The organism is Streptomyces sp. NPDC002889 (assembly GCF_042888425.1).
Classification (GTDB): Bacteria; Actinomycetota; Actinomycetes; order Streptomycetales; family Streptomycetaceae; genus Streptomyces.
The window spans coordinates 1-25,278 of record NZ_JBIAPT010000021.1; the positions used below are offsets into that span (position 1 = coordinate 1).

Annotated in this window: 17 protein-coding genes, 2 tRNA genes, 1 pseudogene and 1 riboswitch; of the genes and pseudogenes, 8 read left to right on the forward strand and 12 right to left on the reverse strand. The window is 71.7% G+C overall.

The genetic code is table 11. The annotated features are described in order from the left end of the window. Positions 1 to 447: 447 nt before the first annotated feature. A complete protein-coding gene (locus tag ACFYWI_RS27865) occupies positions 448 to 1,017 on the reverse strand; it encodes a MarR family winged helix-turn-helix transcriptional regulator (RefSeq protein WP_389237697.1) in 570 nt (189 codons plus the stop codon). 168 nt (positions 1,018 to 1,185) lie between these two features. Between ACFYWI_RS27865 and ACFYWI_RS27870 the strand changes: the two genes are divergently transcribed. Beyond that, positions 1,186 to 2,472 carry an MFS transporter gene (locus ACFYWI_RS27870; protein WP_389237954.1) on the forward strand — a complete coding sequence of 429 codons (1,287 nt, stop codon included), beginning with the start codon at positions 1,186 to 1,188 and terminating at the stop codon, positions 2,470 to 2,472. Positions 2,473 to 2,498: 26 nt separating this feature from the next. Here the strand turns inward: ACFYWI_RS27870 and ACFYWI_RS27875 are convergent, their stop codons facing one another. Both ACFYWI_RS27875 and ACFYWI_RS27880 read right to left on the reverse strand, forming a co-directional pair. Next, entirely contained in the window at positions 2,499 to 4,157 is a 1,659-nt protein-coding gene (locus tag ACFYWI_RS27875; protein WP_389237699.1) for a SpoIIE family protein phosphatase, read from the reverse strand. A gap of 139 nt (positions 4,158 to 4,296) precedes the next feature. Further along, positions 4,297 to 5,799: an NAD(P)/FAD-dependent oxidoreductase gene (locus tag ACFYWI_RS27880; protein WP_389237701.1), complete on the reverse strand. Its 1,503-nt coding sequence runs from the start codon at positions 5,797 to 5,799 to the stop codon at positions 4,297 to 4,299. Positions 5,800 to 6,131: 332 nt separating this feature from the next. On the opposite strand from ACFYWI_RS27880, the gene ACFYWI_RS27885 reads away from it, so the two are divergent. Together ACFYWI_RS27885 and ACFYWI_RS27890 are read left to right on the forward strand one after the other, a co-directional pair. After that, positions 6,132 to 6,950, forward strand: coding sequence for a TetR/AcrR family transcriptional regulator (locus ACFYWI_RS27885; RefSeq protein ID WP_389237703.1), 819 nt, complete (start codon positions 6,132 to 6,134; stop codon positions 6,948 to 6,950). 160 nt (positions 6,951 to 7,110) lie between these two features. Next, entirely contained in the window at positions 7,111 to 9,021 is a 1,911-nt protein-coding gene (locus ACFYWI_RS27890) for a sigma-70 family RNA polymerase sigma factor (protein WP_389237705.1), read from the forward strand. Positions 9,022 to 9,297: 276 nt separating this feature from the next. Here the strand turns inward: ACFYWI_RS27890 and ACFYWI_RS27895 are convergent, their stop codons facing one another. Further along, entirely contained in the window at positions 9,298 to 11,442 is a 2,145-nt protein-coding gene (locus ACFYWI_RS27895; RefSeq protein WP_389237707.1) for an asparagine synthase-related protein, read from the reverse strand. A gap of 696 nt (positions 11,443 to 12,138) precedes the next feature. Here ACFYWI_RS27895 and ACFYWI_RS27900 point away from each other — a divergent pair. The 4 genes from ACFYWI_RS27900 to ACFYWI_RS27915 all read left to right on the forward strand — a co-directional run bounded on the left by ACFYWI_RS27900 (position 12,139) and on the right by ACFYWI_RS27915 (position 17,280). Then, positions 12,139 to 13,593, forward strand: coding sequence for an MFS transporter (locus ACFYWI_RS27900; protein ID WP_389237709.1), 1,455 nt, complete (start codon positions 12,139 to 12,141; stop codon positions 13,591 to 13,593). A gap of 135 nt (positions 13,594 to 13,728) precedes the next feature. Next, positions 13,729 to 14,985 carry an L-2-hydroxyglutarate oxidase gene (gene lhgO / locus ACFYWI_RS27905; RefSeq protein ID WP_389237711.1) on the forward strand — a complete coding sequence of 419 codons (1,257 nt, stop codon included), beginning with the start codon at positions 13,729 to 13,731 and terminating at the stop codon, positions 14,983 to 14,985. A 76-nt stretch (positions 14,986 to 15,061) separates the two neighbouring features. After that, positions 15,062 to 15,853, forward strand: coding sequence for a tRNA (guanosine(46)-N7)-methyltransferase TrmB (trmB, locus tag ACFYWI_RS27910; protein ID WP_389237713.1), 792 nt, complete (start codon positions 15,062 to 15,064; stop codon positions 15,851 to 15,853). 68 nt (positions 15,854 to 15,921) lie between these two features. Then, positions 15,922 to 17,280: a PrsW family intramembrane metalloprotease gene (locus ACFYWI_RS27915; protein WP_389237715.1), complete on the forward strand. Its 1,359-nt coding sequence runs from the start codon at positions 15,922 to 15,924 to the stop codon at positions 17,278 to 17,280. A 7-nt stretch (positions 17,281 to 17,287) separates the two neighbouring features. Here ACFYWI_RS27915 and ACFYWI_RS27920 read toward each other — a convergent pair whose 3' ends face one another. From ACFYWI_RS27920 to ACFYWI_RS27935, 4 genes are all read right to left on the reverse strand, one after another. Then, positions 17,288 to 18,232 (reverse strand): aldo/keto reductase, encoded by a 945-nt coding sequence (locus ACFYWI_RS27920; RefSeq protein ID WP_389237717.1) that lies wholly within the window; start codon positions 18,230 to 18,232, stop codon positions 17,288 to 17,290. Positions 18,233 to 18,602: 370 nt separating this feature from the next. Next, the gene (locus ACFYWI_RS27925) at positions 18,603 to 19,655 is read right to left on the reverse strand and encodes a M23 family metallopeptidase (RefSeq protein WP_389237719.1); all 1,053 of its coding nucleotides are present in this window, start codon (positions 19,653 to 19,655) and stop codon (positions 18,603 to 18,605) included. 11 nt (positions 19,656 to 19,666) lie between these two features. Beyond that, positions 19,667 to 19,822, reverse strand: a riboswitch (cyclic di-AMP (ydaO/yuaA leader). Between the two features lie 238 nt (positions 19,823 to 20,060). Then, positions 20,061 to 21,218 carry a PP2C family protein-serine/threonine phosphatase gene (locus tag ACFYWI_RS27930; RefSeq protein WP_389237956.1) on the reverse strand — a complete coding sequence of 386 codons (1,158 nt, stop codon included), beginning with the start codon at positions 21,216 to 21,218 and terminating at the stop codon, positions 20,061 to 20,063. Between the two features lie 172 nt (positions 21,219 to 21,390). Continuing rightward, positions 21,391 to 21,464: transfer RNA gene (locus tag ACFYWI_RS27935), tRNA-Met, on the reverse strand. A gap of 142 nt (positions 21,465 to 21,606) precedes the next feature. On the opposite strand from ACFYWI_RS27935, the gene sigJ reads away from it, so the two are divergent. Beyond that, positions 21,607 to 22,485, forward strand: a complete 879-nt coding sequence (gene sigJ, locus ACFYWI_RS27940) for an RNA polymerase sigma factor SigJ (protein ID WP_389237958.1) — start codon at positions 21,607 to 21,609, stop codon at positions 22,483 to 22,485. A gap of 129 nt (positions 22,486 to 22,614) precedes the next feature. On the opposite strand, the gene ACFYWI_RS27945 is transcribed toward sigJ, so the two are convergent. From ACFYWI_RS27945 to ACFYWI_RS27960, 4 genes and pseudogenes are all read right to left on the reverse strand, one after another. Next, the gene (locus ACFYWI_RS27945) at positions 22,615 to 23,811 is read right to left on the reverse strand and encodes a globin domain-containing protein (protein ID WP_389237721.1); all 1,197 of its coding nucleotides are present in this window, start codon (positions 23,809 to 23,811) and stop codon (positions 22,615 to 22,617) included. A 71-nt stretch (positions 23,812 to 23,882) separates the two neighbouring features. After that, positions 23,883 to 24,326, reverse strand: a complete 444-nt coding sequence (gene nsrR / locus ACFYWI_RS27950) for a nitric oxide-sensing transcriptional repressor NsrR (protein WP_389237723.1) — start codon at positions 24,324 to 24,326, stop codon at positions 23,883 to 23,885. Between the two features lie 95 nt (positions 24,327 to 24,421). Further along, a tRNA-Lys gene (locus ACFYWI_RS27955) sits at positions 24,422 to 24,497 on the reverse strand. A 430-nt stretch (positions 24,498 to 24,927) separates the two neighbouring features. Then, positions 24,928 to 25,278 (reverse strand): annotated as a pseudogene (locus tag ACFYWI_RS27960) (RNA helicase); the annotation flags it as partial.

Here is a 25,278-nt window from a genome sequence, read left to right on the forward strand (position 1 = left end):
GGAACGGACGCTTCCTTTGTACTCACCCGCAGAACACTTTCTGGGGCTTTCCTCCGGGCGCTTCCCTTCGGTCTTGCGTTTCCGACTCTATCAGATCTTTCCGATCCGATTTCCTCGGTGCTTTCCGGTTCCCGCTTTCGCGTTTCCCTTCCGGCGGTTCCGACTCTATCAGATCCTTTCGGGCCTGATTCCCGGTCAGCGGGAGGTGCCTTTCCGGCTGTTGGGCCGTTCCGACGTCCAAACTCTAGCGGATTTCCCGGGCGGCTCATAATCGAGCCTTCGAAATGAATTTCGGCATGCCGAAATTCTTCCCGACCGGGAGTTCGTGCTGAGGTTGGTTGCCGCATCAGCGGCGTGATCGGCTGTCGCAGAACCGTTCCGGCCCCGTGACAACTCGAAGAACCTTACGGATCTGAGAGGACTGTGTCAACCTGCGGCCCCGTCCCTTCAGTCCAGATCGGTGAGCCGACCGCCGGCGTCCGGCTGATCGTGTTCCACGCGGCGCAGTACGCGGATCAGCAGCTCACCGAGGACGGCCCGCTCATCGCCCGAGAGGTCCTGGAGCAGATCCTCCTCGAAGTTCGTCGCCATGCGCATCGCCTCGAGCCACTTCGCGCGGCCCTCGTCCGTCAGCTCCACGATGACGCGGACCCGGTTGGTCTCGTCGCGGTCGCGGGTCACCAGGCCCTCGCTCGCCATGCGGTCGATGCGGTGGGTCATTGCGGCCGGGGTGAGGCCGAGGCGCTTGGCGAGTTCACCGGGGCCGAGGCGGTAGGGCGCGCCGGAGAGAACGAGTGTCTTGAGGACTTCCCACTCGGCGTTGCTGATACCGAGGTCGGCTACCTGGCGGCCGTACGCGACGTTCATCCGGCGGTTCAGCCGGCCCAGGGCCGACACGACCTTCTCGACCTGGGGGTCAAGGTCGCCGAATTCGCGCTGGTAGGCGGCGATCTGCTCGTCGAGGCTCGGCTCCTGGAGGCCGGGCGACGCGGGGCCCTCAGGGGTCGCAGTAGGCATGCGCCGAAGTATGACACGGACGCGTTGGCGTTGAAGTCCTTCGATGTGTATTGTTGACGTTCTAACTTTACTATTGAAGTCTTCAGACTTCAGTCGTCCAGGCTCTGCAAGAGCCCGACCTCCGTGACCTCGAAGTGGGTGAGTGTGACCAAGGCGAAGGGTGCAGCGATGCGCCGGATCCAGGCGGGGAACGCGCTGAGCGCGTTCGGACTCGGTTTCACCGTTCCGTACCTGTACATCTATGTGGCGCAGGTCCGGGACCTGGGCGCGAGCTCGGCAGGTGTGGTGCTCGCGGTCTTCGCGATGGCCGCGCTCGTCGCCCTGCCGTTCACCGGTCGGGTCATCGACCGGCGCGGGCCGCTGCCCGTACTCGTCGGGGCCGCGGTGCTGGCGGCCATGGGGGCCGTGGGCATGGGGCTGTCGGACTCGGTCCCGGCCGTCGTCCTGTCCACGGCACTTCTCGGTGCTGGTACGGCCGTGATGCAGCCCGCGCTGGCGACCATGATCGTCTGGTGCTCGGGCACGGGCACCCGCACCCGCGCCTTCGCCACGCAGTTCTTTCTGCAGAACCTGGGACTCGGTATCGGCGGTCTGATCGGCGGACACATCGTCGACGAGAGCCGGCCCGGCTCCTTCACCCTGCTCTTCGGCATCGAGGCCGCGATGTTCCTGGTGCTTGCCGGGATCGCGCTCACGGTGCGGCTGCCGCGTTCCCTCGCGCTCCAGGAGGCCCGCCCGGCCGACACGCGGACCAAGGCGACGGGCGGAATACGGACGCTGCTCGGGCACCGGGCGATGGTGCAGCTGTGCGTCCTGGGCTTCGTCCTCTTCTTCGCCTGCTACGGACAGTTCGAGTCGGGCCTTGCCGCGTACGGCACCGAGGCCGCGGGAATCGAGCCCGCGACGCTCGGGACGGCGCTCGCCGCCAACACCGCGGTGATCGTGGTCGCGCAGTTCATCGTGCTGAGGTTCGTGGAGCGCCGCAGGCGCAGCCGGGTGATCGCCTCGGTCGGGCTGATCTGGGCCGTCGCCTGGATCATGGCGGGGTACGCCGGGCTCGGCAACGGAAGCCAGGCGATGGCGACGGCCGCGTTCATCTCCACGTACGCCCTGTTCGGTCTCGGCGAGGCGATGCTGTCGCCGACCGTCGCCCCGCTGGTGGCCGATCTTGCCCCTGAGGGGAAGGTCGGGCAGTACAACTCCGCTTTCGCCCTGGTCAAGCAGCTCGCGCTCGCGGTCGGCCCGGCCGTGGGCGGCCCCATGGGGGCCGCGCTGCACGGGCCGTACATCGTGACGTTCGTACTGTTCTCGCTCGGCATCACGGCGCTGGCGCTGCGCCTGGGCAGGCATCTGACCCCCGTACACGACCAGCCGTCGCTCGCGGTGAAGTCCCGCGTGGTGGCCGTGCGCAAGCCGGAGCCCGAGCCCGAGGGCGTCGTCGCCTCGGCTCACTGACAGCTGACCGCCGGCTCACACCGGGCTCACTGAGGCAGGGCGAACTCGCACCAGACCGCTTTGCCGCCGCCGGGTGTGCGGCGGCAACCCCAGGACGAGGCGATCGTCGCGACGATGGAAATCCCGCGGCCCGCCTCGTCCTCCGATTCCGCGCGGCGGCGGCGCGGCAGATGGTCGTCGCCGTCCGTCACCTCGATGATCAGCCGGCGGTCGGTGCGGCGGAGTCTGAGGCGCATGGGCGGGATGCCGTGCTGGAGGGAGTTGGCGACCAGTTCGCTGACGGCCAGGACTCCCAGGTCGTGCAGCTCCGGCGAGAACCGCCACGAGGCCAGCACCCCGGAGGCGAACGCCCGGGCGCGCGGTGCTGCCTCGATGCCCCCGAGCAGGTCGAGGGCCGCGTTGTGGAAGAGCTCTGCGTCGACTCCCGTACGTGTCGGGTGCTGCAGGACGAGGACCGCTACGTCGTCGTCGTGCTCCGCGGTCACGCCGAGCGAGCGGATCAGCCGGTCGCAGACGACCTGCGGGGTGCCGGTCGCGCCGGCGAGCGCGCGTTCCAGCCCGGCCACGCCCTCGTCGATGTCCTCGCCGCGGCGCTCGACCAGACCGTCCGTATAGAGGACGGCGGTGGAGCCGGGCGGGAGGTCGATCGTGCCCGAGGTGTGCAGCCAGCCGCCGGTGCCGAGCGGCGGGCCGGTCGGCTCGGCGGCGCGGTGGACGATGCCGTCCTCGTCGCGTACCAGGATCGGCAGATGACCGGCGGAGGCGTAGACGAGGTGGCCCTCGTTCGGATCGTGGACGGCGTAGACGCATGTGGCGATCTGGCTGGCGTCGATCTCTGTGGCGAGGCCGTCGAGCAGCTGGAGCACCTCGTGCGGCGGCAGGTCGAGGCGTGCGTAGGCCCGTACGGCGGTACGGAGCTGGCCCATGACGGCGGCAGCACGCACGCCGCGGCCCATCACGTCCCCGATGACCAGGGCGGTGCGACCGGCGCCGAGTGTGATCACGTCGTACCAGTCGCCGCCGACCGCGGCGTCCGTGCCACCCGGCTGATACGTGGCGGCGAAGCGCAGATCGTCCGGCTGCTCCAACTCCTGCGGAAGCAGGGACCGCTGGAGCGTGACCGCCGTCTCGCGGTGGCGGCGCTCGCTGGCACGCAGCCGCTCGGCGGCCTCGGCGTGGTCGGTGACGTCGGCGGCGAAGACGAGGACACCTTCCGTGTCCTTGTGCTCCCCGGACCACGCGGCGGGCAGACAGGTGACCGTGTAGGAGCCGCCACCGTGGATCTTGCGGGACTTGACCGTGCGCGGCTTTCCGCTGCGCAGCACCTGGTCCATCAATGGGAGGAGGCCCAGCTCGCCGAGCTCCGGGCAGCTGTCGGCTGCGGTGGCTCCGGACGGACGGTGGCCGAAGGCCTGGACGTAGGCGTCGTTGACGTAGGCGATGCGGTGCTCGGCGCCGTACACGAGCGCGACCAGGGCGGGCAGGCGGCCGAGGATCTCCGGGACGGAGAAGTCCTCGAGGGCCGGGACGTCGGGCAGGGGATCGGGCTGCTGTCCGTACTCGCCGCGGGCCGCGGGTACGGAGCCTTCGCCTCGCTGTGCCGGGGAGATCCCGTGATCGGTTCCCCGCGCTGCGGCGCGACGCTGCGTACCGGGGAGCCTTGGGCTCCAACGCGTGAAGTTCACTGACTTTCTAGCCTCAATGGGTTGGTCGCCAAGGGTCACTCTGTGCAGGTGTGAGCCCACCTATGGTCACACGTCCAGTGTGGCCGATCGGACTGACAGTCGTCGTAGCCGAGCACCGTCGGCCGGATCAGGTGCCCCGCTAGGTGCCTCTGGCCGCGTCGGGCGCGGATCCGTCATCCGGTCCCTCCTCCGGGCGCTTCTGGGGCCCGTTCCTCCGTGTGTTCGCCGTGCCGTCGCTCGTGCCGATACCGATGCCGTTGCCCTTGTGATTACGTCGGCCACCGGCGGCCAGTTCGAACTCGGCGCGCGGGTGTTCCAGCGAGCCGAGGGAGACGATCTCTCGCTTGAACAGCCCGGACAGCGTCCATTCGGCGAGAACACGGGCCTTGCGGTTGAAGGTCGGCACACGGCTGAGGTGGTAGGCGCGGTGCATCAGCCAGGCCGGATACCCCTTGAGCTTGCGGCCGTAGACATGGGCGACGCCTTTGTGGAGACCGAGGGAGGCCACGGATCCGACGTACTTGTGGGCGTACTCCTGAAGAGGCCCGCCGCGCAGCGACGCCACGATGTTCTCCGCCAGGACCTTCGTCTGGCGCACCGCGTGCTGGGCGTTGGGCGCGCACGCCGCGCCCGGCTTGTCGGAGGTGAGGTCGGGGACGGCCGCCGCGTCGCCGGCCCCCCAGGCGTGCTCGACGCCGGCGACGGTGAGCCGGGCCGTGCAGTGCAGCCTGCCGCGCTCGTTGAGGGGCAGATCGGTGGCGGCGAGGATCGGCGCGGGCCTGACGCCGGCCGTCCACACGACCGTGCGGGTCGGGAAGCGCGAGCCGTCGCTCAGGACGGCGACGCGGTCCTCGCAGGAGTCGAGGAGGGTTTCCAGGCGTACGTCGATGTTGCGGGCGCGCAGCTCGCGCACGGCGTACTTGCCCATCTCCTCGCCGACCTCGGGCAGGATGCGGCCGGCTGCCTCGACAAGGATCCATTTCAGGTCCTCGGCCTTGATGTTGTGGTAGTAGCGCGTCGCGTAGCGCGCCATGTCCTCGAGTTCGGCGAGCGCCTCGACACCGGCGTAGCCGCCGCCGACGAAGACGAAGGTCAGGGCGGCGTCGCGGATGTCGGGATCGCGCGTGGAGGAGGCGATGTCCATCTGCTCGATGACGTGGTTGCGCAGGCCGATGGCCTCCTCGACGGTCTTGAAACCGATGCCGTGGTCGGCGAGGCCGGGGATCGGGAGGGTGCGGGAGATCGAGCCGGGCGCCATGACGAGTTCGTCGTAGGCCATCTCGACCGGGCCGGTGCCCTCCTCCTCGGTGGCGAGGGTGATGAAGGTCGCGGTCCGTTTGGCGTGGTCGATGGCCTTGGCCTGGCCGATGACGATCCTGCATCCGTCGAGGAGACGGCGCAGCGGAACGACGACATGGCGCGGGGAGATGGAGCCGGCCGCGGCCTCCGGGAGGAAGGGTTGATACGTCATGTACGGATCGGGTGTGATCACCACGATCTCCGCTTCGCCGCGCCCGAGCTCGGCCTTCAGCTTCCGCTGGAGGCGCAGTGCGGTGTACATCCCGACGTAGCCGCCGCCGACGACGAGAATGCGCGTGCGCGGCGGGGTGCCGGGGGTGGTGCCCCGGGTGTTTGCAGCCATCACCTTCCCATGACGCAACGGCCTCAGGCGTTTGTCCACAGCCCCGGCAAATTGTGTGACCGGAAGGCAACGGCGGCCCGGCCGGGGCACGGTTGCGGACGAAAGGGAAGATGCGCAGGTCAGAGAGGGTACAAGCGGCGGCGGGAGGGGGCCGAATACGGAACCTTCCGGCCCTTGCTCCGATCGGGGGGCGCTCTGTGCGGAAGTACCCTCTTCTGAATTGACCCTGGCTCAACTATGTTCGTACTTGGTCGGGGTGCCGGGTCACGGCACGCCCGACGGACTGGGCGGGGAGGTCTCCGGGGGGAGACAACATGACCGGGGGAACGCTTATGCATATTCAGGATTCGCATTGGCAGTCTGCTGCTGTCTCGTCTGCCGCAGCTGCGGCATCGGCCGCGTCGGCCGGGGACAGCAATGGGAGCAGCCGGGCGGGATCGGGCGGGGCCAGCCGCTCGACGCCGCTGCGGGTGGACGCACAGCGCAATCTCGAGCACGTACTGCGTGCTGCGCGCGAGGTGTTCGGCGAGCTGGGCTACGGCGCACCGATGGAGGACGTGGCGCGCCGGGCCAGGGTCGGTGTCGGGACGGTGTACCGCCGCTTCCCGAGCAAGGACGTGCTGGTGCGCCGCATAGCCGAGGAGGAGACCTCCCGGCTGACCGAACAGGCGCGTACGGCTCTGGGGCAGGAGGAGGAGCCGTGGTCGGCGCTCTCCCGTTTCCTGCGCACTTCGGTGGCGTCGGGCGCGGGGCGGCTGCTCCCTCCGCAGGTGCTGCGGGTGGGCGTGGACGACGAGGAGGCGAGGGACGTCGCGCGCGAGCCGGTGCGCAGCATGGCACGGGACACGGCGCACGAGGGGGTGCGGGTGCCCCAGCAGCGGGTGGGCGCACAGCCCGAACTGCGGGTGGTCGGATCACGGCCGGCACAGGAACAGGACGACGCGGGCGCGGCGGACCTGCTGGAAGTCGTGGGGCAACTGGTCGACCGGGCGCGGGCGGCAGGTGAGCTGCGCGGCGATGTGACCGTGGCGGACGTCCTGCTGGTCATAGCCACGGCCGCGCCCTCGCTGCCTGACGCCGCGCAGCAGGAAGCGGCCTCGGCCCGGCTGCTGGAGATCCTTCTGGAGGGTCTGCGTCCACGATCGGCATGACGAGCCGAAGGGCCTTCCCCGAACGAGTAATGAATCGCTCTCGCGTTCGGGGAAGTCTCTCGGATGAGTGGTTGCCGTTCGCGGGGGTTCGGCGCGTCGGCGCTCTGTGGCACGCTTGCACGGTGTTCGCGTCTGTAGGTGCTTACGAGGGTTTGTCACGATGAGCGGTGAGGGTCGGGACGAGTTACTCGGCAGCCCACTCGACGGCGCGGGCGTGTCGGAGACGGCCGGACACCCTCCTCGGCAGATGCCCGACCAGAGCGGGCCCGTCGACGAGCACGCGATACCGCAGCAGCGTGAGAGCGGCGGGCTCGGCAAGGGGCGGTCGCCCCTGCGTGAACTGCCCGTGTCCGACGCCGTGTTGGTCCAGCGCACGCGGGACGGCGACGACAGCGCCTACGAGCAGCTGTTCCGTCGGCACTCGGAGGCCGTCCGCCGGTACGCGCGCACCTGCTGCCGGGATGCGCACACGGCCGACGACCTGACGGCCGAGGTGTTCGCTCGGACACTCCAGGCGGTGCGAGGGGGCGCCGGACCCGCGCATGCGGTGCGGGCGTATCTGCTGACCACCGTACGGCGTGTTGCGGCGGCGTGGTCGAAGACATCGAAGCGGGAACAACTGGTAGAGGATTTCGCGGTGTTCGCCGCGGAGGCCGCGCGCAGCGCGGACATCTCGAGTGACGGCTCGCTCGACCGGGGCGCGGATGTGCGGGCGATGCACGAGGCCGAGCAGTCGCTTGCCATGCAGGCCTTCCGTTCCCTGCCCGAGCGCTGGCAGGCCGTGCTGTGGCACACCACGGTCGAGGAGGAGTCGCCGAGTGAGGTCGCGCCGCTGTTCGGGCTGACCGCCAACGCGACTGCGGTGCTGGCCGGCCGGGCGCGTGAAGGCCTCAAGCAGGCCTATCTCCAGGCCCATGTGTCCTCCGCGCTCACCTCGGGCGGCGACTGTGCCCGCTACGCGGACAGGCTCGGGGCGTATGCCCGGGGCGGGCTGCGGATGCGGGCCGAGCGCGGGCTGCGCAAACATCTGGGAGAGTGCGTCAGGTGCCGGCTGGCAGCGGGCGAACTGGCGCACGTCAACGCCGGGATACCGGCGCTGCTTCCGGTCGCGGTCATCGGCTGGTTCGCCGCCGGCTACGCGCTCAAGGCCGCCGGGATCGTGGCCGGCGGAGCCGTCGCGGCGGCCGGTGGCGGGGCGTCGGGCAGTGCCTCGGGCGGCTCGGCCGGCGGAGCCGTCGCCGAAGGACTGGGCGCGCCCGCGAAAGCCGGGATCGCGGCGGCGGCAGCCGTCGCCGCGGCCGCGGGGATCGTGTGGGCGCTCTCCATCGACTCCGTGCCCGCCCCCGAGGCGGAGGGGAGGCCGCCGGCCGTGCAGCCCGTCGTACCGCGGCCGTCCGCGTCGCAGCCGGTCGCGCCGCGGGCGGAGCCCGAGCCGGCGGCCCCGACCGCGCCCACCCCGCCGCCGGAGCCGGCGTCGTCCCGGCCGAAGCCCGCACCGGCGCCCACCCCGAAGCGCACACCGCCCACGACGGAGCGGAATCGTCCGGCGCCGCCCGCGCCCACAGGCCGGGCACCGGTTCCGTCCCGGACACCGCAGCCCGCCCCGGCGCCCCCGCCACCGCAAGCGCCACCGGCGACGGAGGTGCACCGGGTGAACCGGCTCGAGTACGGCGCGTTCGGCGACCACACCGCTCCCGAGATACGGCTGAGAGAAAGCACCTGGCTCTGGCAACGCCAGGGCATGTCCGTCGCGGGCAAGCAGTACGGACACGGAGTCACGGTTCACGCGACCTCGTCCCTCACCATCGACCTCAACCGCCGCTGCTCCGCCTTCGACGCGCTCGTCGGCGTCGACGATCTGACGCTCGGCATGGGCGCCGTGCGCTTCTCCGTCCACGGGGACGGGGGACGGCTGTGGCGGTCCGCGGTGATCCGTGGCGGGGATGCGGCCGTGCCCGTCCACGTGCCGATCTCCGGCCGGAAGACGATCCGCCTCGTTGTGGAACCGCACACGCACACGGGTTCCGTGGCGCTCGCCGACTGGGCCCGGTCGCAGATCACCTGCCAGTAGCCGACGCCTTCACCCGTCGTGGCGCTCGGCTCGGTCCGCCGCCGGGACGGCGTCCGGCAGGTCGATGACCTCGCCCACCGCCTGCGCGCTTCCCGCCGGTCCAGCCACCTGCGCGAACCCCACGCCCCGTCGGCGATCACCCATGCATGGGCCGGCAGTTCGGTCCCGGATCCCCGGCAAGGGCATCGACGAGCGCGCGGCACGAGGGGACTGTGTCACGAGCACCCGGAGCGGCCGGCCGGTCGGCCGTGCCCCGGGACCCACGCTCCCGGAGCGTCACGCCTGCAGCGTCGGCCTCGGCGGGACACCGCCCGCCACCGCACGGCGGCGCGGCGCCGCCGTGCCCGTCCAGCAGGTGCCGCGGCGGGATAGCAGACGACGCAGCCACAGCTCCGTGGAGACCAGATCGGCCAGGCCGTCCAGCGGAACGGGTTCGCCCTCCGATGCGGCCCGCAGCGCCTTGCGGACGACGCGGGCCTCGATCAGGCCCGCGTCCGCGAGCAGGGGTGCGTCGAAGAGTGCCATCAGGTGGGGGAGCGCGCCACGCAGGCCCGTGCGGGCCGCGGCGGTGGACGAGGCATGGGTCGTGGTGCCCCAGCCCGACGGCAGTTCGTGGATGCCCGCGCCCGCGAGCACCGCGCGCAGGATCGTCGCGCGCGCCCCCGGCTGGACCCTCAGGGATTCGGGCAGGTCGCGGCAGGCCCGTACGACCTGGTTGTCCAGAAAGGGGGCGTGCAGCCGCTGGCTTCGGATCTCCGCGGCCTGTTCCAGGATCCGCTGGTCCGAGGCGTGCCGGGTCAGCGCCGCCCGGGCCCGTGCCTCACCGGGCCGTTGGACGGAGGTCGGCCGTGTCGCCGCCTCCGTCAGGCGAACCGATACTTCAGCGAGCGCCTCCCCCGTCAGCCATCGCGCCGCGGGGCCGGGCCGGGACCAGGTCAGGGCGGCCAGCGACGCTCCCACAGGACCACCCTGAGGACCGACGCCCGGGCGGTTCGCCGCCAGGAGCCGGTCGGCCGCCGTCTCCAGGCCGGTGCGGTACGGCGTACGGGCCAGGCGCCTCGCCGCCCGGTACACCGTCAGCGGGATGAACAGCGACTGTGGCGAGGGTCTTTCGGTGCGGGCGAGGGCCGTGACCGGTCTCAGCAGATGGCGGCGACGCCGGTCCAGCAGCAGATCGGCCAGGCGCGCCGGGTGCGCGTCGAGCACCTGCCGTGCACCCGCCCCGGTGAAGTGGTCGGCGCTGCCCGCGGCCAGTCGGCCCCGGTGGCGTTCTGCGGTGACCAGGGACGGTGCGGGTTCGTCGGTCAGCGGTCCGGTGTCGAGTCCGGCGTAGGGCAGCGCTTCCTCGCCGGCGGCGACGACGACATGGTGCAGCCGCGGGTTGGCGGCGATCGCGCGGGCCCGTTCCAGCTCGGGTTCCCGCGTCTCGTGGCCGCTGGTGGCCAGGTCGTTGAAGGTGACGGCGAGCAGCCGTTCACCCGCGCCCGTTCCATGGCCGAGCACCGTGCCGGGCACCCCGGGCAGTCCGGCCGCCAGCAGGGCGAGGGTGCTGGACGCGCTGCCTCCTGACAGGTCCGCGCCGATGCCGGGCGCGGGCGCCCCCCGTGCCGCCCGGCGCTCGGCGGGCCCCATCCCCGGTACGGGCCCCGGGTCCGGCGGCAGGGTCTCCGGTGCGTGGCGCGGCGCGGTGAGCCTGGCCCGTACCGCCTCGACAAGCGCGTCACGGACCCCGTCGACGGCACGCGACGCCTCCATCTGCGGCCCGGCGACGGCGAGGGATGCCACCGGTTCGTACCCGGTGATCTCCCGCGAGCCCTCCCGCAGGATCAGCGCGTGTCCGGGCGGGATGCGCTTGACCCCGGCGTACGGGGTGGAGTCGCGCAGCGCCTCCGGGGTCTCGGGACAGGCGAGCAGCGCCGCCAAGTGGCCGATGTCCAGCTGGGCTTCGATGAGGTCGGCGAGCGGCAGGGCCGCGGTGGCGTAGGCGGTGCCGTTCGCCCAGGGGGTGTGGAAGACGGGTCTGGCTCCGGCGAGGTCGCCCACGACGGTGATCCGGCGGCCGACCTGGACGACAGCGGTGTAGCTCCCGGCCCATGCCGTCAGATGCCGCAGCGCACCGCCGCGTGCGGCGAACAGCCCGACCCGCAGTTCCTCGTCGCTGGCAGCGCAGCAGCCGAGTACGGCGAGCCGGGTGACGGCGGGTGCGCTCGAGCCGCCCGGGACGTGCCGCTGGGGCGGGGCGACGGTGACGACGCGGACCTCGTCGGGGCGCCAGTCTCCGACCGCCCACAGCGGATCGGGGTCGCCCCACAGCAGTTGGGCTCCGACGGGGTGGACGGTACGGCCTTCACCGGAGCCGCCGACGGCTCCCGCCGTACCGAAGTTCGCGGCGATACTGCTCCACCCCACCAGCCACCGCATCGCCGCCTCCACCATGTTTCCCGAAGCCGTTCGGGAACATGCTGCCACGAAGGAGGCGCACAGGTGGGGGTACGGGTAGCGCGCGCAAAAAGTGAACACGCCCGTGGCAATGGCCGTTTGCTGTCGGTCGGCGGGTCCTTCGAGGGGCCGCCGAGCGGGTGCCGAGGGCCTCGAGGGCCTCTTCGGGACAGACGTGATTCGGCCATTCTGTGTTCGTACGCACGTACCGGTTTCAGCGCAACTCGCAGTCCGGGAGGATCAGTTGAGCTTGAATTCACCTCCCGGACCGGTCCGCCGTCCGCGGGGATTGAGACGGCGGTGTCCCCCAGCCCACTGGTTCCAGTACGCAGTGGGCCGACCCACGCAGGACCCATGGAAGCGCTCCCCGACACACCCCGGCCAGAGCGCACGGACGGGCGCACGGCCACACGGCCGGGGCACGGGGGCGTACCCGCCAACCGCCCGCACAGACAACAATCTCGCCATACGGAAGACCGCCTCTTAACGGTCGGGATGTGGCGAACTACGCTGGGTTTACTGCTGTTCTCCACAGGCGCGCATATTCCGAAGGGCTCGGCCACCTGCTTTTGCAGCCGGGATCGCTCGGGGGCGGGATGTGCGAACCGGGAGGACACAGCACGAATGCCGTGCGCCCACGTGCGACGCGGCGGCCGTCGGTGTGTCGAGGGGTGGCGCATGTCCAGGGAGCAACGCGGGCCGAACGAAAAGCTCGGCACCGTTCTCGCCCTCGCGGGAATCAGCAACGCCGGCCTCGCCCGGCGGGTCAACGACCTCGGCGCGCAACGTGGTCTGACCCTTCGCTACGACAAGACGTCGGTGGCGCGATGGGTGTCGAAGGGCATGGTGCCGCAGGGTGCCGCACCCCATCTCATCGCCGCCGCCATCGGCGCGAAGCTGGGCCGTCCCGTGCCGCTGCACGAGATCGGTCTCGCCGACGCCGACCCGGCACCCGAGGTCGGTCTCGCCTTCCCGCGCGATGTGGGCGAGGCGGTGAAATCGGCCACCGAGCTGTACCGCCTCGATCTGGCCGGACGCCGGGCGGGCAGCGGCGGAATCTGGCAGTCGCTGGCCGGATCCTTCGCCGTGAGCGCCTACGCGACGCCCGCGTCGCGCTGGCTGATAACCCCTGCCGATTCCTCCGTGGAGCGGTCGCTGGACACGGCGATCGGCACGCCGGACGCCGGCGGGGCCCCGGATGCCGGTCAGTCCCCGGTCCGGGTCGGCCACAGCGATGTGGCCAAGCTGCGCGAGGCCGCCGAGGACGCCCGCCGCTGGGACTCCAAGTACGGGGGCGGGGACTGGCGTTCGTCGATGGTGCCCGAGTGCCTGCGGGTGGACGCGGCGCCGCTGCTGCTGGGTTCGTACTCGGACGAGGTGGGCCGGGCCCTGTTCGGGGCCACCGCAGAGCTGACCCGGCTGGCCGGGTGGATGGCGTTCGACACCGGGCAGCAGGAGGCGGCACAGCGCTACTACATCCAGGCGCTGCGCCTGGCCCGCGCCGCGGCCGACGTGCCGCTGGGCGGATACGTCCTGGCGTCGATGTCGCTGCAGGCGACCTACCGGGGCTTCGCCGACGAGGGTGTGGACCTCGCCCAGGCGGCGCTGGAGCGCAACCGCGGACTCGCGACCGCCCGCACCATGAGCTTCTTCCGCCTGGTGGAGGCACGGGCGCACGCCAAGGCCAGCGACGCGGTGGCGGCCGGCGCGGCACTCAAGGCGGCGGAGGGCTGGCTGGAGCGGTCCCGGGAGGGCGACGCCGACCCGTCCTGGCTCGGCTTCTACTCGTACGACCGGTTCGCGGCGGACGCCGCCGAGTGCTACCGCGACCTGAAGGCGCCGCGTCAGGTACGCCGCTTCACCGAGCAGGCGCTGTCGCGGCCGACGGAGGAGTTCGTGCGCTCGCACGGCTTACGCCTGGTGGTCTCGGCGGTGGCCGAGCTGGAGTCGGGAAACCTGGACGCCGCATGCGCGGCGGGCACCCGGGCGGTGGAGGTCGCGGGCCGGATCTCCTCGGCGCGTACGACGGAGTACGTACGGGATCTGCTGCACCGGCTCGAGGCGTACGGCGACGAGCCGAGGGTCGTGGAGCTGCGGGAGCGGGCCCGCCCGCTGCTGGTCGCCCCGGCATAGGCGGTCGGCGGCGGACCGGTGCGAGGTCCTGCACGGGATCGGCCGAGGGCACGCGTAGGGTCGGCACATCCCGGTCGGGCTGGTTTAAGCGCATTGTCGGTGGGCCAGTGCAGTATCGGGGTGGGAGGTGACGCGGTGACGGCGTCCGGGCAGGGCTTCGGTGGTGCCGGAGGATTCGGCTTCGACTGTGACGTGCTGGTGATCGGCGGCGGGATCGTCGGTCTCTCGGCGGCGTACGCCCTCACACGCGCGGCGCCCGGGACCCGGGTGACGGTCCTGGAGAAGGAGCCGGGCCCGGCCAGGCACCAGACCGGGCGGAACAGCGGAGTGATCCACAGCGGGATCTATTACCGCCCCGGATCGCTGAAGGCGCGGTTCGCGGTGCGCGGCGCGGCCGAGATGGTCAAGTTCTGCGCGGAGTACGGCATCGAGCACAAGGTCACCGGGAAGCTGATCGTCGCCACCGGCCGGGACGAGCTGCCGAGGCTGCACGCCCTGGTCCAGCGCGGCCGGGAGAACGGGATTCCGGTGCGCGAGCTGGGCCCGGCGCAGATCAGCGAGTACGAACCGCAGGTGCGGGGCCTCGCGGCGATCCATGTCGGTACGACCGGGGTGTGCGACTTCGGCGCGGTGGCGGCGCAGCTGGCGCGGGCCTCGGGCGCGGACGTCCGGTACGACGAGGAGGTCACGGCCGTCGACCGCCGCCCCTGGGGCGTCGCGGTGCGCACCGCGTCCGGGACAGTGGTGCGGGCACGGGTGCTGGTGAACTGCGCGGGGCTGCACTGCGACCGGGTGGCACGGCTCGCGGGCGACGACCCGGGAATGCGCATCGTCCCCTTCCGGGGTGAGTACTACGAACTGGCCCGCCCCTGGCTCGTACGAGGCCTGGTCTACCCGGTGCCCGACCCGGCGTTCCCCTTCCTCGGGGTCCATCTGACCCGCGGCATCGACGGCGGCGTCCACGTAGGTCCGAACGCGGTCCCGGCGCTCGCACGCGAGGGCTACAGCTGGTCGGCCGTGCACCCCCGGGAGCTCGCGGACACCCTGCGCTGGCCCGGATCCTGGCGCGTCGCCCGCCGCCACTGGCGGTACGGGGCGGGTGAGCTGCACCGCTCCCTGTCCCGGCGCGCCTTCACCGAGGCGGTGCGCCGGCTGCTGCCCGCCGTGACGGATTCCGACCTGCGGCCGGCCCCGGCAGGGGTGCGGGCCCAGGCGGTGCTGCGGGACGGCACGCTGGCCGACGACTTCCTGATCCGCGAGGCCCCACGGACGGTCCATGTGCTGAACGCGCCCTCACCTGCGGCGACGGCGTCCCTCCCGATCGGCCGCGAGGTCGCCCGCCGCGCCCTGACGGCGCTGGCGGACGGCCGGCTGGTGCGCGCGACGGGGTAGTCGGGCGCCCTTCCCGCGGGGGTGCCGGGCGCAGCGGCAGGGGCTCGGGCGAGGGGCTCGTAGAATCGACGGCACTGTGCATGAGCTTCGAAACCCCACCCCCGACGCCGCCCGGCCCGTCATCCGCGCCAAGGGCGAGCCCCGCTTTCCCGGGGGGCCCGCCGCCGATCCGGCCGGGTCCCACCACGAGCGGCGCATCCGCAGCTTCCAGCCGCGGCGGAGCCGGGTGACCGCCGGCCAGGGCGACGCGCTGCAGCGACTGTGGCCCTTGTGGGGCATGGACATCGACGGGCACGGCGTCCTCGACCTCGAGGAGATGTTCGGCGGGCTGCCCGTCGTCCTGGAGATCGGGTTCGGTATGGGCGAGGCCACCGCTCAGATGGCCGCCGACGACCCGGAGACCGGGATTCTCGCGGTCGATGTCCACACCCCCGGGCAGGGCAACCTCCTCGGTCTCGCGGAGCGGAACGGGCTGTCCAACATCCGCGTGGCCAACGGCGACGCGATCATTCTGCTGCGGGAGATGCTCCCGCCCCGTTCGCTCGACGGGCTGCGGGTCTACTTCCCGGATCCCTGGCCCAAGAAGCGGCACCACAAGCGGCGGCTGATCCAGCCCGAGTTTCTCACCCTCGCCGCACAGCGCCTCAAGGCCGGCGCGGTGCTGCACTGCGCGACCGACTGGGAGCCGTACGCCGAGCAGATGCTCGAGGTGCTCTCGGCACACCCCGACTTCGAGAACACCGAGGAGAACGGCGGCTACGCCCCGCGCCCCGCCTTCCGGCCGCTGACCCGCTTCGAGGGACAGGGCCTGGACAAGGGCCACACGGTGCACGACCTGCTGTTCCGCCGCACCCTGCCCGAGGCGTGACTCGGGGAACTCCCCCGCCGTGGCGGGCGCCATGGCCCGTTGTCAGTGACCCTCGTTAGGGTCGACGGGTGTCCGAGTCGTCCGAGCAGCACGCGTCACCGCCGAACTTCCCGCAGGGGCAGTCGCATCCGGCGGTGCCCGCGTGCGAGCAGCAGCAGATCGCGGAGCTGCTCAGCGCGGTGCCGCGACGTGGCCGCCCGCGCTACCGGCCGCGCGCTCGCCGGGTGTGGCGCAGCAAGGCGGTCCGCGCGGGCGTGCTGATCACGCTGCTCGCCCTGTGCGGCCTGGTGATCCTGGCACTCGTACGCGAACAGACCGGCACCCAGGGCCTGCTGGTGGGCCTCGGTCTCGCCACCCTCCCCGTCCCGCTGCTGATGGCGGCTTTCCGCTGGCTGGACCGGGTCGAGCCGGGCCCCTGGCGCAATCTCCTGTTCGCGTTCTCCTGGGGCGCCTGCGCCGCCGCACTGATCGCGATCATCGCGAACACCTTCGCGACCCGCTGGATAGCCACGGCGACCGCCGATCCGGCATCCGCGGACACGCTCGGCGCGATCGTCGTCGCCCCGGTCGTCGAGGAGAGCGCGAAGGCCGTCGCGATCCTGCTGCTCTTCCTCTTCCGCCGCCGGGACTTCACAGGGATCGTCGACGGCGTGGTGGTGGCCGGTTTCACCGCGACCGGCTTCGCCTTCACCGAGAACATCCTCTACCTCGGCAGCGCGTTCGGCGAGGATCAGGAGATCGGCACCTCGGGCCTCGGGTCGGTGACCGCCGCGACCTTTTTCGTACGCGTCGTGATGTCGCCCTTCGCGCACCCGCTCTTCACGGTGCTGACCGGCATCGGCTTCGGGATCGCCGCGCTGGCCGCCCGGCGGATCCTCCGTATCGCGCTGCCGCTGCTCGGCCTCGTTCTCGCGATGGGCATGCACGCGCTGTGGAACGGCTCCGTGTCGCTGTTCGGCCCATGGGGCTTCTACGCGGTGTACGCGGCGTTCATGGTGCCCGCGTTCGGGCTGCTGACCTGGCTGACGATCTGGACCCGGCAGCGGGAGCTCGGCACGATATCCACCCAGCTGCCCGCATACGCGGCGGCCGGCTGGCTGTCGCCGGCCGAGCCGCCCGCGCTGTCCTCCATGCGGGCGCGCACGATGGCGCGCGATTTCGCCAGGCGTACGTACGGCCCTGCGGCGGGGCATGCGGTGTCGGAGTACGAGGCGTTCGCGACGTCGCTCGCCTTTCTGCGCCACCGGGCCCACCGCGGCGCGGCGGGCCCGGACTTCGTGGAGCGCGAGCAGGAGCTGCTGCACCATCTGTGGCAGCGCAGGGAGGTGGCCGGTCCCTCGCTCACCTATGCGGCGCAGGCCACCGGCCGCGTGCGGGTGCCGCCGCCGTACCGCAACTACGGCGGCCCCAACCCCTACCGCACCTGACAGATCCCTACGCGGACGCGGCGCTCAGCTCGGCCAGCTCGTCCTCGGTCAGCTCCAGGCCGGCGACCGCGACCAGGGCGGGCAACTGCTCCACCATGCGGGCGGAGGCGATCGGAGCCGCGACGGTCGGCTGTGAGGCCAGCCAGGCCAGGGCGACGGTCGCGGGCTCGGCGCCGCGTGCGGTCGCGACCTTGTCGAGCGCGGCGAGGACCCTCAGGCCGCGCTCGGTCTCCAGATGCCTGCCCGCGCCCTGGGCCCGGGCGCTGTCCACCGTCGTACCCGGCCGGTACTTGCCGGTGAGGAATCCGGACGCGAGCGCGTAGTAGGGGACGGTGGCGAGACCGCCGGCGGCGGCCGTCTCCCGCAGTTCGCCCTCGTAGGTGTCACGCGAGACCAGGTTGTAGTGCGGCTGGAGCGCCACATAGCGCGCCAGGCCCTCCCTGTCGGAGAAGTCGAGGGAGGACTTCAGCCGCTCGGCGCTGAGGTTGGAGGCGGCGATGGCCCGTACCTTGCCGTCCTTCACCAGCTGGTCGAGTGCGGTGATGATCTCTTCGACGGGGACGGCCGGGTCGTCGAAATGCGTGTAGTACAGGTCGATGTGGTCGGTGCGCAGCCGGCGCAGCGACGCCTCGGCCGCCCCCTTGATGGTGGCCGCGGACAGGCCCTTGTACCGGGGGTGGGCGCCGACCTTGGTGGCGACGACGATCTCGGAGCGGTTGCCGCGCGCGGCCAGCCAGTTGCCGATGACGGTCTCGGACTCGCCGCCCTCGTTCCCGGGGGCCCACGAGGAGTAGGAGTCGGCGGTGTCGACGAAGTTGCCGCCGGCGGCGGCGTACGCGTCGAGCACGGCGAAGGACTGCGTCTCGTCGGCCGTCCAGCCGAAGACATTGCCGCCGAGGGCGAGCGGGAAGACCGCCAGGTCGGACGAGCCGAGGGTGCGGAGAGAAGTCATGGCGCGATCAACAACGCGGCCGGGGCGGGGTATTCCGGCAGCCCTGACGCCGGGGGGTGTGCCGCCGGAGCCCTGGGGATACGCCGCCGCGCCAGCCCAGCAGGGGGCCGGAAGCCGACCGGCCCCTGGCTCACCGGGCGGGCGAGGGGGCGGGCGGTCGGAGTTCGGGAGGGGCGGTTGTCCGGGACGTACCGGTTGCCGACGGGGGCGCCGCCCGACCCGGGACCCGTACACCTCGCAAGGCTGCAACGGGGCGGCCGGACGGGACTGCCTGGCTGGCACCGGCCAGGCAGTCGGCCTGCCTATCTCGCGGCTGCCGGTTCGGCCGTCGGTCTGCCGGCCCCGGAGAGACCGGCAGACCCTCGGTTCGTCAGACCGTGAGGCCCTTGTCCCGCAGCCATGCCATCGGGTCGAGGCCCGAGCCGCCCGCGGTGTGAACCTCGAGGTGCAGATGGGGTCCGGTGACATTGCCGGTCGCGCCGACGCGCCCGATGGTCTCGCCGGTGCTCACCTTCTGGCCCGCGCTCGCGGTCATGGAGGAGAGGTGGGCGTACCAGACCTCGCTGCCGTCCTCGAGCTCGAGGACGATGCGGTAACCGTAGGAGCCGGACCAGGCCGCCGACTTGACGGTGCCGCTGTGCACGGCCTTGACCGGGGTGCCGGTCGGCGCGGCGAAGTCCAGGCCGGTGTGCTGGCCGGAGGACCACATGGAGCCGGACTCGCCGTAGGTGGAGGTGATCGTGTACGAGGAGGTCGGCAGCGAGTAGCTCGCGGCGAGCTTGGCGAGGCGCTCGGCCTCCGCCTTGGCCTCCGCGGCCTCCTCGGCCTTGCGCTTCTCCTCCGCGGCCTTGGCCTCCGCCGTGCTCTGCTGCTTCGCCGCCTCGGCGGCGGCCTGCTCGGCGGCGGTCTTCTCCGCGGCCGCCTTCGCCTCGGCGTCCGCCTCGGCCTGCTGCTGCTCGGCCTGCGCGAGGATCCTGGCGCGCAGCGCCTCTCCCGCACCCGCCTTCTGCTCGGCCTCTGCTCCGTCGCCGCTGTCGACGGCGGTCGTCAGCGCGCTGAGGGGGGCGGTGTTCTCGTTCCCGTAGCCGGTGTCCGAGTCGTCGGACATCAAGGAGCCCACGCCCGGAATGGACTTGGCGTCGGGGAGCTTGTCCGCGATCGAGTCGGGAAGGGATATGGAGACCGCCGGCTTGTCCTGTGCGGTGGCCATGCCGCCCGCGCCGACCGCGGCGATCACGCCGACGCCGAGCACGGTGGAGCTCCGCGCGAGACCGCCGCGCTGCTTGACGACACGGTGCCGGCCGCGCACCGGACGGACGGAGTCCGCGGTGGGGTTCCACTCCTCCCACTCCCGCTCCACCACCTCGTCACCGAAGGGATCAGTTTTGAAGGCGGTTTCGGGGGCAGGCATGTTGGACGCCACGAAGGCGTACTCCTTTCCTTCCTTCTCGCCTACCGGGTTAGCTGACGGGTTCGGAGCAGGAAGGTCTCCTACGGACGCTTCGGCCGCGAACAACACGACAAAAGACGCCCGATTCACCCCAATTGGTGGTTCCCCGGTTCCCTTGCGGAATTCGGCGCGTGCGCACGGCGCCGTCTCTTACGACGGCTGGGACGACCGCGCTGCGTTATCGAACGTTAATAGAGACCAGTACCGGATTCCAAGCCGTTCCGACTGATCATTGACGACTTCGGCCAGGACGTACCGGGACACAACAGGCTGGAATCGGGCGACTTGATCACCCCTCGATCCAGGCCATCTCTCTGACGGTTCGTCAAATGTTATGCGGAGTGATGTCTTTCGATTACACGCCGTGTGCGGCGGCTGTCACGCGCGTCCGGAATTCTCGTCGGTGGCCACCATCGGGACGGTTCTGCGGCGCTCCGGCTGCCCCTCGGCCGGCCGGCCGACCGCCAGCAGTGCCATGTCGTCGTTCGTCCCGCCGCCCGTGTGCCGCCGCACGTCCTCGACGAGCGTGTCCAGCAGTTCCTCGGGCCCGGAGAACTGCCGCCCGCGCAGCCGCGCACCGGGGTCGTAGAACACCCCGTCCGCATCGCGCGCCTCGGACAGCCCGTCGGTGTAGAGCAGGAGTGTGGCCCCCGCCGGCAGCGGATACTCCTCCGCCCGGTCCGGCCACCGGTCCAGCTCCCCCATCCCCAGCGGCAGCGAGGCCGCCGACGGCACCAGGCTCTCCAGCTCCCCGTCGGCGTGCAGCAGCAGCGGATCCGGATGGCCGCGGTTCACCAGCAGCACCACGTCCCCGTCGCGGCCGATCTCGCCCAGTACGGCGGTGGTGAACCCCTCCATCGCATCGAGCTCCTCTCCCCGGGCCGCCTCGCGCGCCAGCGCCCGGTCCAGCCGCTGGGCCACGCCCTCCAGGGAGCGCTCCTGCTCGGCCGCTTCCCGGAACGCCCCGATGAGGATGGCCACAGCCGCCACCGCCCCCATCCCCTTGCCGCGTACGTCCCCGACGATCAGCCGTACCCCGTGCGGGGTCTCCTGCACGGCGAACAGGTCACCGCCGATGGCCGCATCCGCCTGCGCCGCCTCGTACCGGGCGGCGACCCGCAGCCCGTCGATACGGTCGGACGGGGGCGGCAGCACGGCACGCTGCGCGGTCTCGGCGATCACGCGGGCGGAGGCGAGCCGCTCGCCACTGCGGCGTACGACCCGATTGATGAGCAGGGCGAGCCCCGAGACGGTCACCACCGTGCTCACCTCGGTGTACGAGGTGATCTCCCCGATGGACTGGTTGTAGAAATGCAGGCCGGTCACACCCATGATCGCCGCGATCCCGGTCAGCAGGGTCGCGTACCAGGTGAAGAGCGGGGCCGCGAGCAGCGGGGCCGCCGCGAACATCGGCACCGCGGTGAACCGGGGCGGGGTCAGCAGATCGAAGACCACCCCACCGACGATCATCAGCGCGGGCAGCGCGCGGACGATGCGCTGAGCGCTGTAGATGCTGCCCTGCTCTCGCCCCAAGATCGCTCTCCTGCCCGGTCCGCCCTCGGCTGCGGACGGTACCGCGCTCTGACCAGGCTCTCGGCAGCCGCGCCGTACAGCGGCGCACCGTCGTCCGACCGGGCGACACCGAGTCCCGGACACGACAACGGCCCGGTTCCGATCTCATCGATCGGAACCGGGCCACTGCCTGCAGTAGCGGGGACAGGATTTGAACCTGCGACCTCTGGGTTATGAGCCCAGCGAGCTACCGAGCTGCTCCACCCCGCGTCGGTAAACACAACCTTACGCCATCCGGAACGTGGTCCCGACCATTTTCCGGCCGCAGGGCGATCTCACCCCCAATTACTGTCACATCGACCCCCTCCTGTCCGTCATTGCTATGACGGACAGCGACGAGGAGACGTGGACGATGAACGAGACCGAGTTCCTGGCGGAGCGCTTCGAGGAGCACCGTACGCATCTGCGGGCGGTCGCCTACCGGATGCTCGGCTCGCTGAGCGAGGCGGACGACGCGGTGCAGGAGGCCTGGCTGCGCCTCAGCCGCACCGACACCGAGCGCGTCGAGAACCTCGGCGGCTGGCTCACCACGGTGGTCGGCCGGGTCTGCCTGGACATGCTGCGCTCGCGCGTGTCCCGGCGCGAGGAGCCGATGGACGTGCGTCTGCCCGAGCCGATCGTCAGCTGCGCGGACGCGGTCGACCCGGAGCACGAGGTGCTGCTGGCCGACTCGGTCGGTCTCGCCCTGCTCGTGGTGCTCGAGACACTGGCGCCCGCGGAGCGTCTCGCGTTCGTACTGCACGACATGTTCGCGGTGCCGTTCGACGAGATCGCCCCCGTCGTGGGCCGTACACCGGCGGCGGCCCGTCAGCTCGCCAGCCGTGCCCGCCGCCGGGTCCAGGGCTCGGCCCCTGCCCCCGACCCCGACCCCGCGCTGCAGCAGGAGGTCGTGGCGGCGTTCCTCACCGCGGCCCGCGGGGGCGAGTTCGACGCGCTCGTCGCCGTACTCGACCCGGACGTCGTGCTCCGCTCCGACGGCGGCACGTTCCGCCCGGGCGCGGTGGTCCACGGCGCCGCGGCGGTGGCCGGCCGGGCGATCACCTTCGCCCGCTTCGCCGAGACCGCGCGACCGGCGCTGGTCAACGGAGCGGCGGGCGTGGTCGCGGCGGCGGGCGGCAAGCCGCTGTCGGTCATGGCGTTCACGGTCACCGGCGGCAGGATCGTCGAGATCGACATCCTCAACGACCCGGAGCGCCTGGCCCGCCTGGACCTGACGTTCCTGACCGGCTGAGGGGCAAGGCGCACTGAGCCCCCCGTCCGCCCGGCGGCACGCCCGGCGGACGGACGGCCGGGGCAGCCCGCTGTCGCGCGGCCGTCCCGGGCCAGGTCCGCTCCCCTCCGGACCTGTCGGCTCGCCCGCCTACTGCTGCCCGATCCAGAGGTCCGGGCCGAACACCTCGTAGTGGATCGCCCGGGCGGGCACACCCCGGCGCAGCAGGTCCCCGCGCACCGCGCGCATGAACGGCAGCGGACCACAGAGGTAGGCCGTCAGGCTCTCCGGCAGATCCAGTGTGCCGACGTCCGCCCGGCCCGCCTCCGCCTCCGGCTCAAGGTCGCCGGGCTCCTCGTAGAAGAGGTGCAGCCTTGCATGCGGGTGCGCCTCGACGAGCCGGCGCAGCTCGTCCCGGTGGGCATGGTCCGCGGGACCGCGGTCGGCGTGGAGCACGGTCACGGGGCGGCCCGATCCGGTGGCGGTCAGGTGGTCGAGCATGGCCAGCAGGGGCGTACTGCCGATACCGGCGGACGCCAGGAGCAGCGGGCCGTCGTCTTCGCGCAGCACCAGGTCACCGAACGGGACGGACACGTTCAACACATCGCCCGCCCGGGCGTGTTCGTGCAGCCATGACGAGACCTCACCCTCAGGGCCCGCCCCGCCCCGCACGCGCTTGACGGTGATGCGCCACTGCGACCGACCGGGCGCGGCGGAGAGGCTGTACTGGCGGATCTGCCGTGCTCCGTCGGGGAGTTGGACCTGAACGCTGACGTACTGCCCCGGGCGGAAGGGCGCGAGGGGAAGCCCGTCGGCACGCCTCAGGTGGAGCGAGACCACGTCAGGTGTCTCCTCGCGCCGCTCGGCGATCTCCATCCGCTGCCAGACATCGCCCTCGGCCGTCCCTGCCTCCTGGTAAAGGCGGGTTTCCGCGGCGATCAGCGCGTTGGCCATCAGCCAGTAGACCTCGTCCCAGGCAGCGGCCACCTCAGGGGTGACTGCGTCGCCGAGCACCTCGGCTATCGCAGCGAAGAGATGGCGGTGGACGAGCTTGTACTGGTCGGAGGACACGCCGAGAGAGGCGTGCTTGTTCGCGATGCGGGCGAGCATCGCATCCGGTCGCTCGTCGGGCCGTTCCAGAAGCATGCCGGCGAAGGCAGCGATGGAGCCGGCCAGGGCCTTCCTCTGCTCGCCGTTGGCCTGGTTGCCGCGGTTGAACAAGTCCCGCAGCAGCTCGGGCCGGTCGTCGAAGAGCTTCCGGTAGAACAGCTCGGCGATGTCGCCGATGGCGGCGCCGACGACAGGCAGCGTGGCGCGGACGACCGGTACGGACCGCTCGGAGAGCACGGCAACTCCTAATTGGTAGATGATCTTCGCATTTACGGATGTGCAACCGCGCCCCTCGGGCGGGGACAACGTCACTCGATACGACGCCCCGCCAGGCCCACCAGCACGGGCCCGGTCGGCGAGGCCACCAGATCGGTCACGGTCAGCGGATCGAGAGTGGCGTAGAAGGCCTCCTGCGCGTCACGCAGCGCCCGCCGCAGCCGGCATGCCCCGCGCAGTGGACAGGGCACATCGCCTTCGCAGGCAGCGACCTCACCCTCCCCTTCGAGCTCCCGCACGATCCATCCGACCGAGGCCCCACGCCCCAGCCCGGTCAGCCCGAGCCCACCGCCCCGCCCCCGCCGGGCCTCCACCACGCCGAGGTGCTGCAGACGGGCAACGGTCTTGGCCATGTGCGCATAGGGAACGTGCATCACCTCGGCCACCTCGCGGGTGGTCAAGGACTCGCCCTGCTCGGCAACGGCGAGGCGCATCACGGCGCGCAGCGCCAGATCGGTGAACTTGGTCAGTCGCACGCCTCGACGCTAACAAATTGGAATTTGGTATACGCATTTGGGGTCCCGGAAACGAGATCAGCCCCAGACCGGACATGGTCCGACCTGGGGCTGAGTGGTAGGCCGTGTGGGACTCGAACCCACAACCAACGGATTAAAAGTCCGCTGCTCTGCCAATTGAGCTAACGGCCCTCGGCACAACACCCCTGAGCATAGCCGGAGAGATCCCCGGAGCCGATCGGGTATCCGCTCCCGGCCACGTCCCCTGGGGCGGACGCCTCCCGACAGAGCCCGCCCGCCCGTGGTCGCGGAGGCCGGGTCGCGAAACGTCGGGCCGGAACAGGCCCTTGAAGGCCACCCAGCCGCCGTTGCCGCCCCGCACCGCGCCGACCCAGGCCCCCGCCGGTGCCACTGCTGCGGAAGAGCTCGTCGACACTGTCGCGCGCCTCGCTGTCCGGCTTCCGTCTTCGGTGATGTCACCCATGCCGAAGGCGCTCGTGTACCTCGTGCCCACGTCTGCACGACCTGGACGCAGGCGGTGACCGCGGAAACAGCAGGGCCCGTACGACACCGAAGTGTCGTACGGGCCCTGACGTTCAATCAGTGGGCGTCAGCCGCCCGGTCAGCCGTTGCGCTTCCAGCGCGGCTTGTCGTCGCGGCGGCCGAACGAGCCGGAGCTCGAGCCGGCGCCACCGCGGTGGTCGTCACGGCGGCCGGACGGACGGTCGCCGCCACCGGCACGGAAGCCGGTCGACGGACGGTCGCCGCCACCGGCACGGAAGCCGGTCGACGGACGGTCGTCGCGGCGATCGCGGTTGAACGGACGGTCGCTGCCACGGTGGGCGGCCGGGCGGTCGTCGCGGCGGAAGCCGCCACGGTCGTTGTCACGACGCTCGAAGGGACGGCCACCACGGTCGTCGCGGTTGAAGCCACCACGGTCACCGTCACGACGCTCGTCACGACGGAAACCACC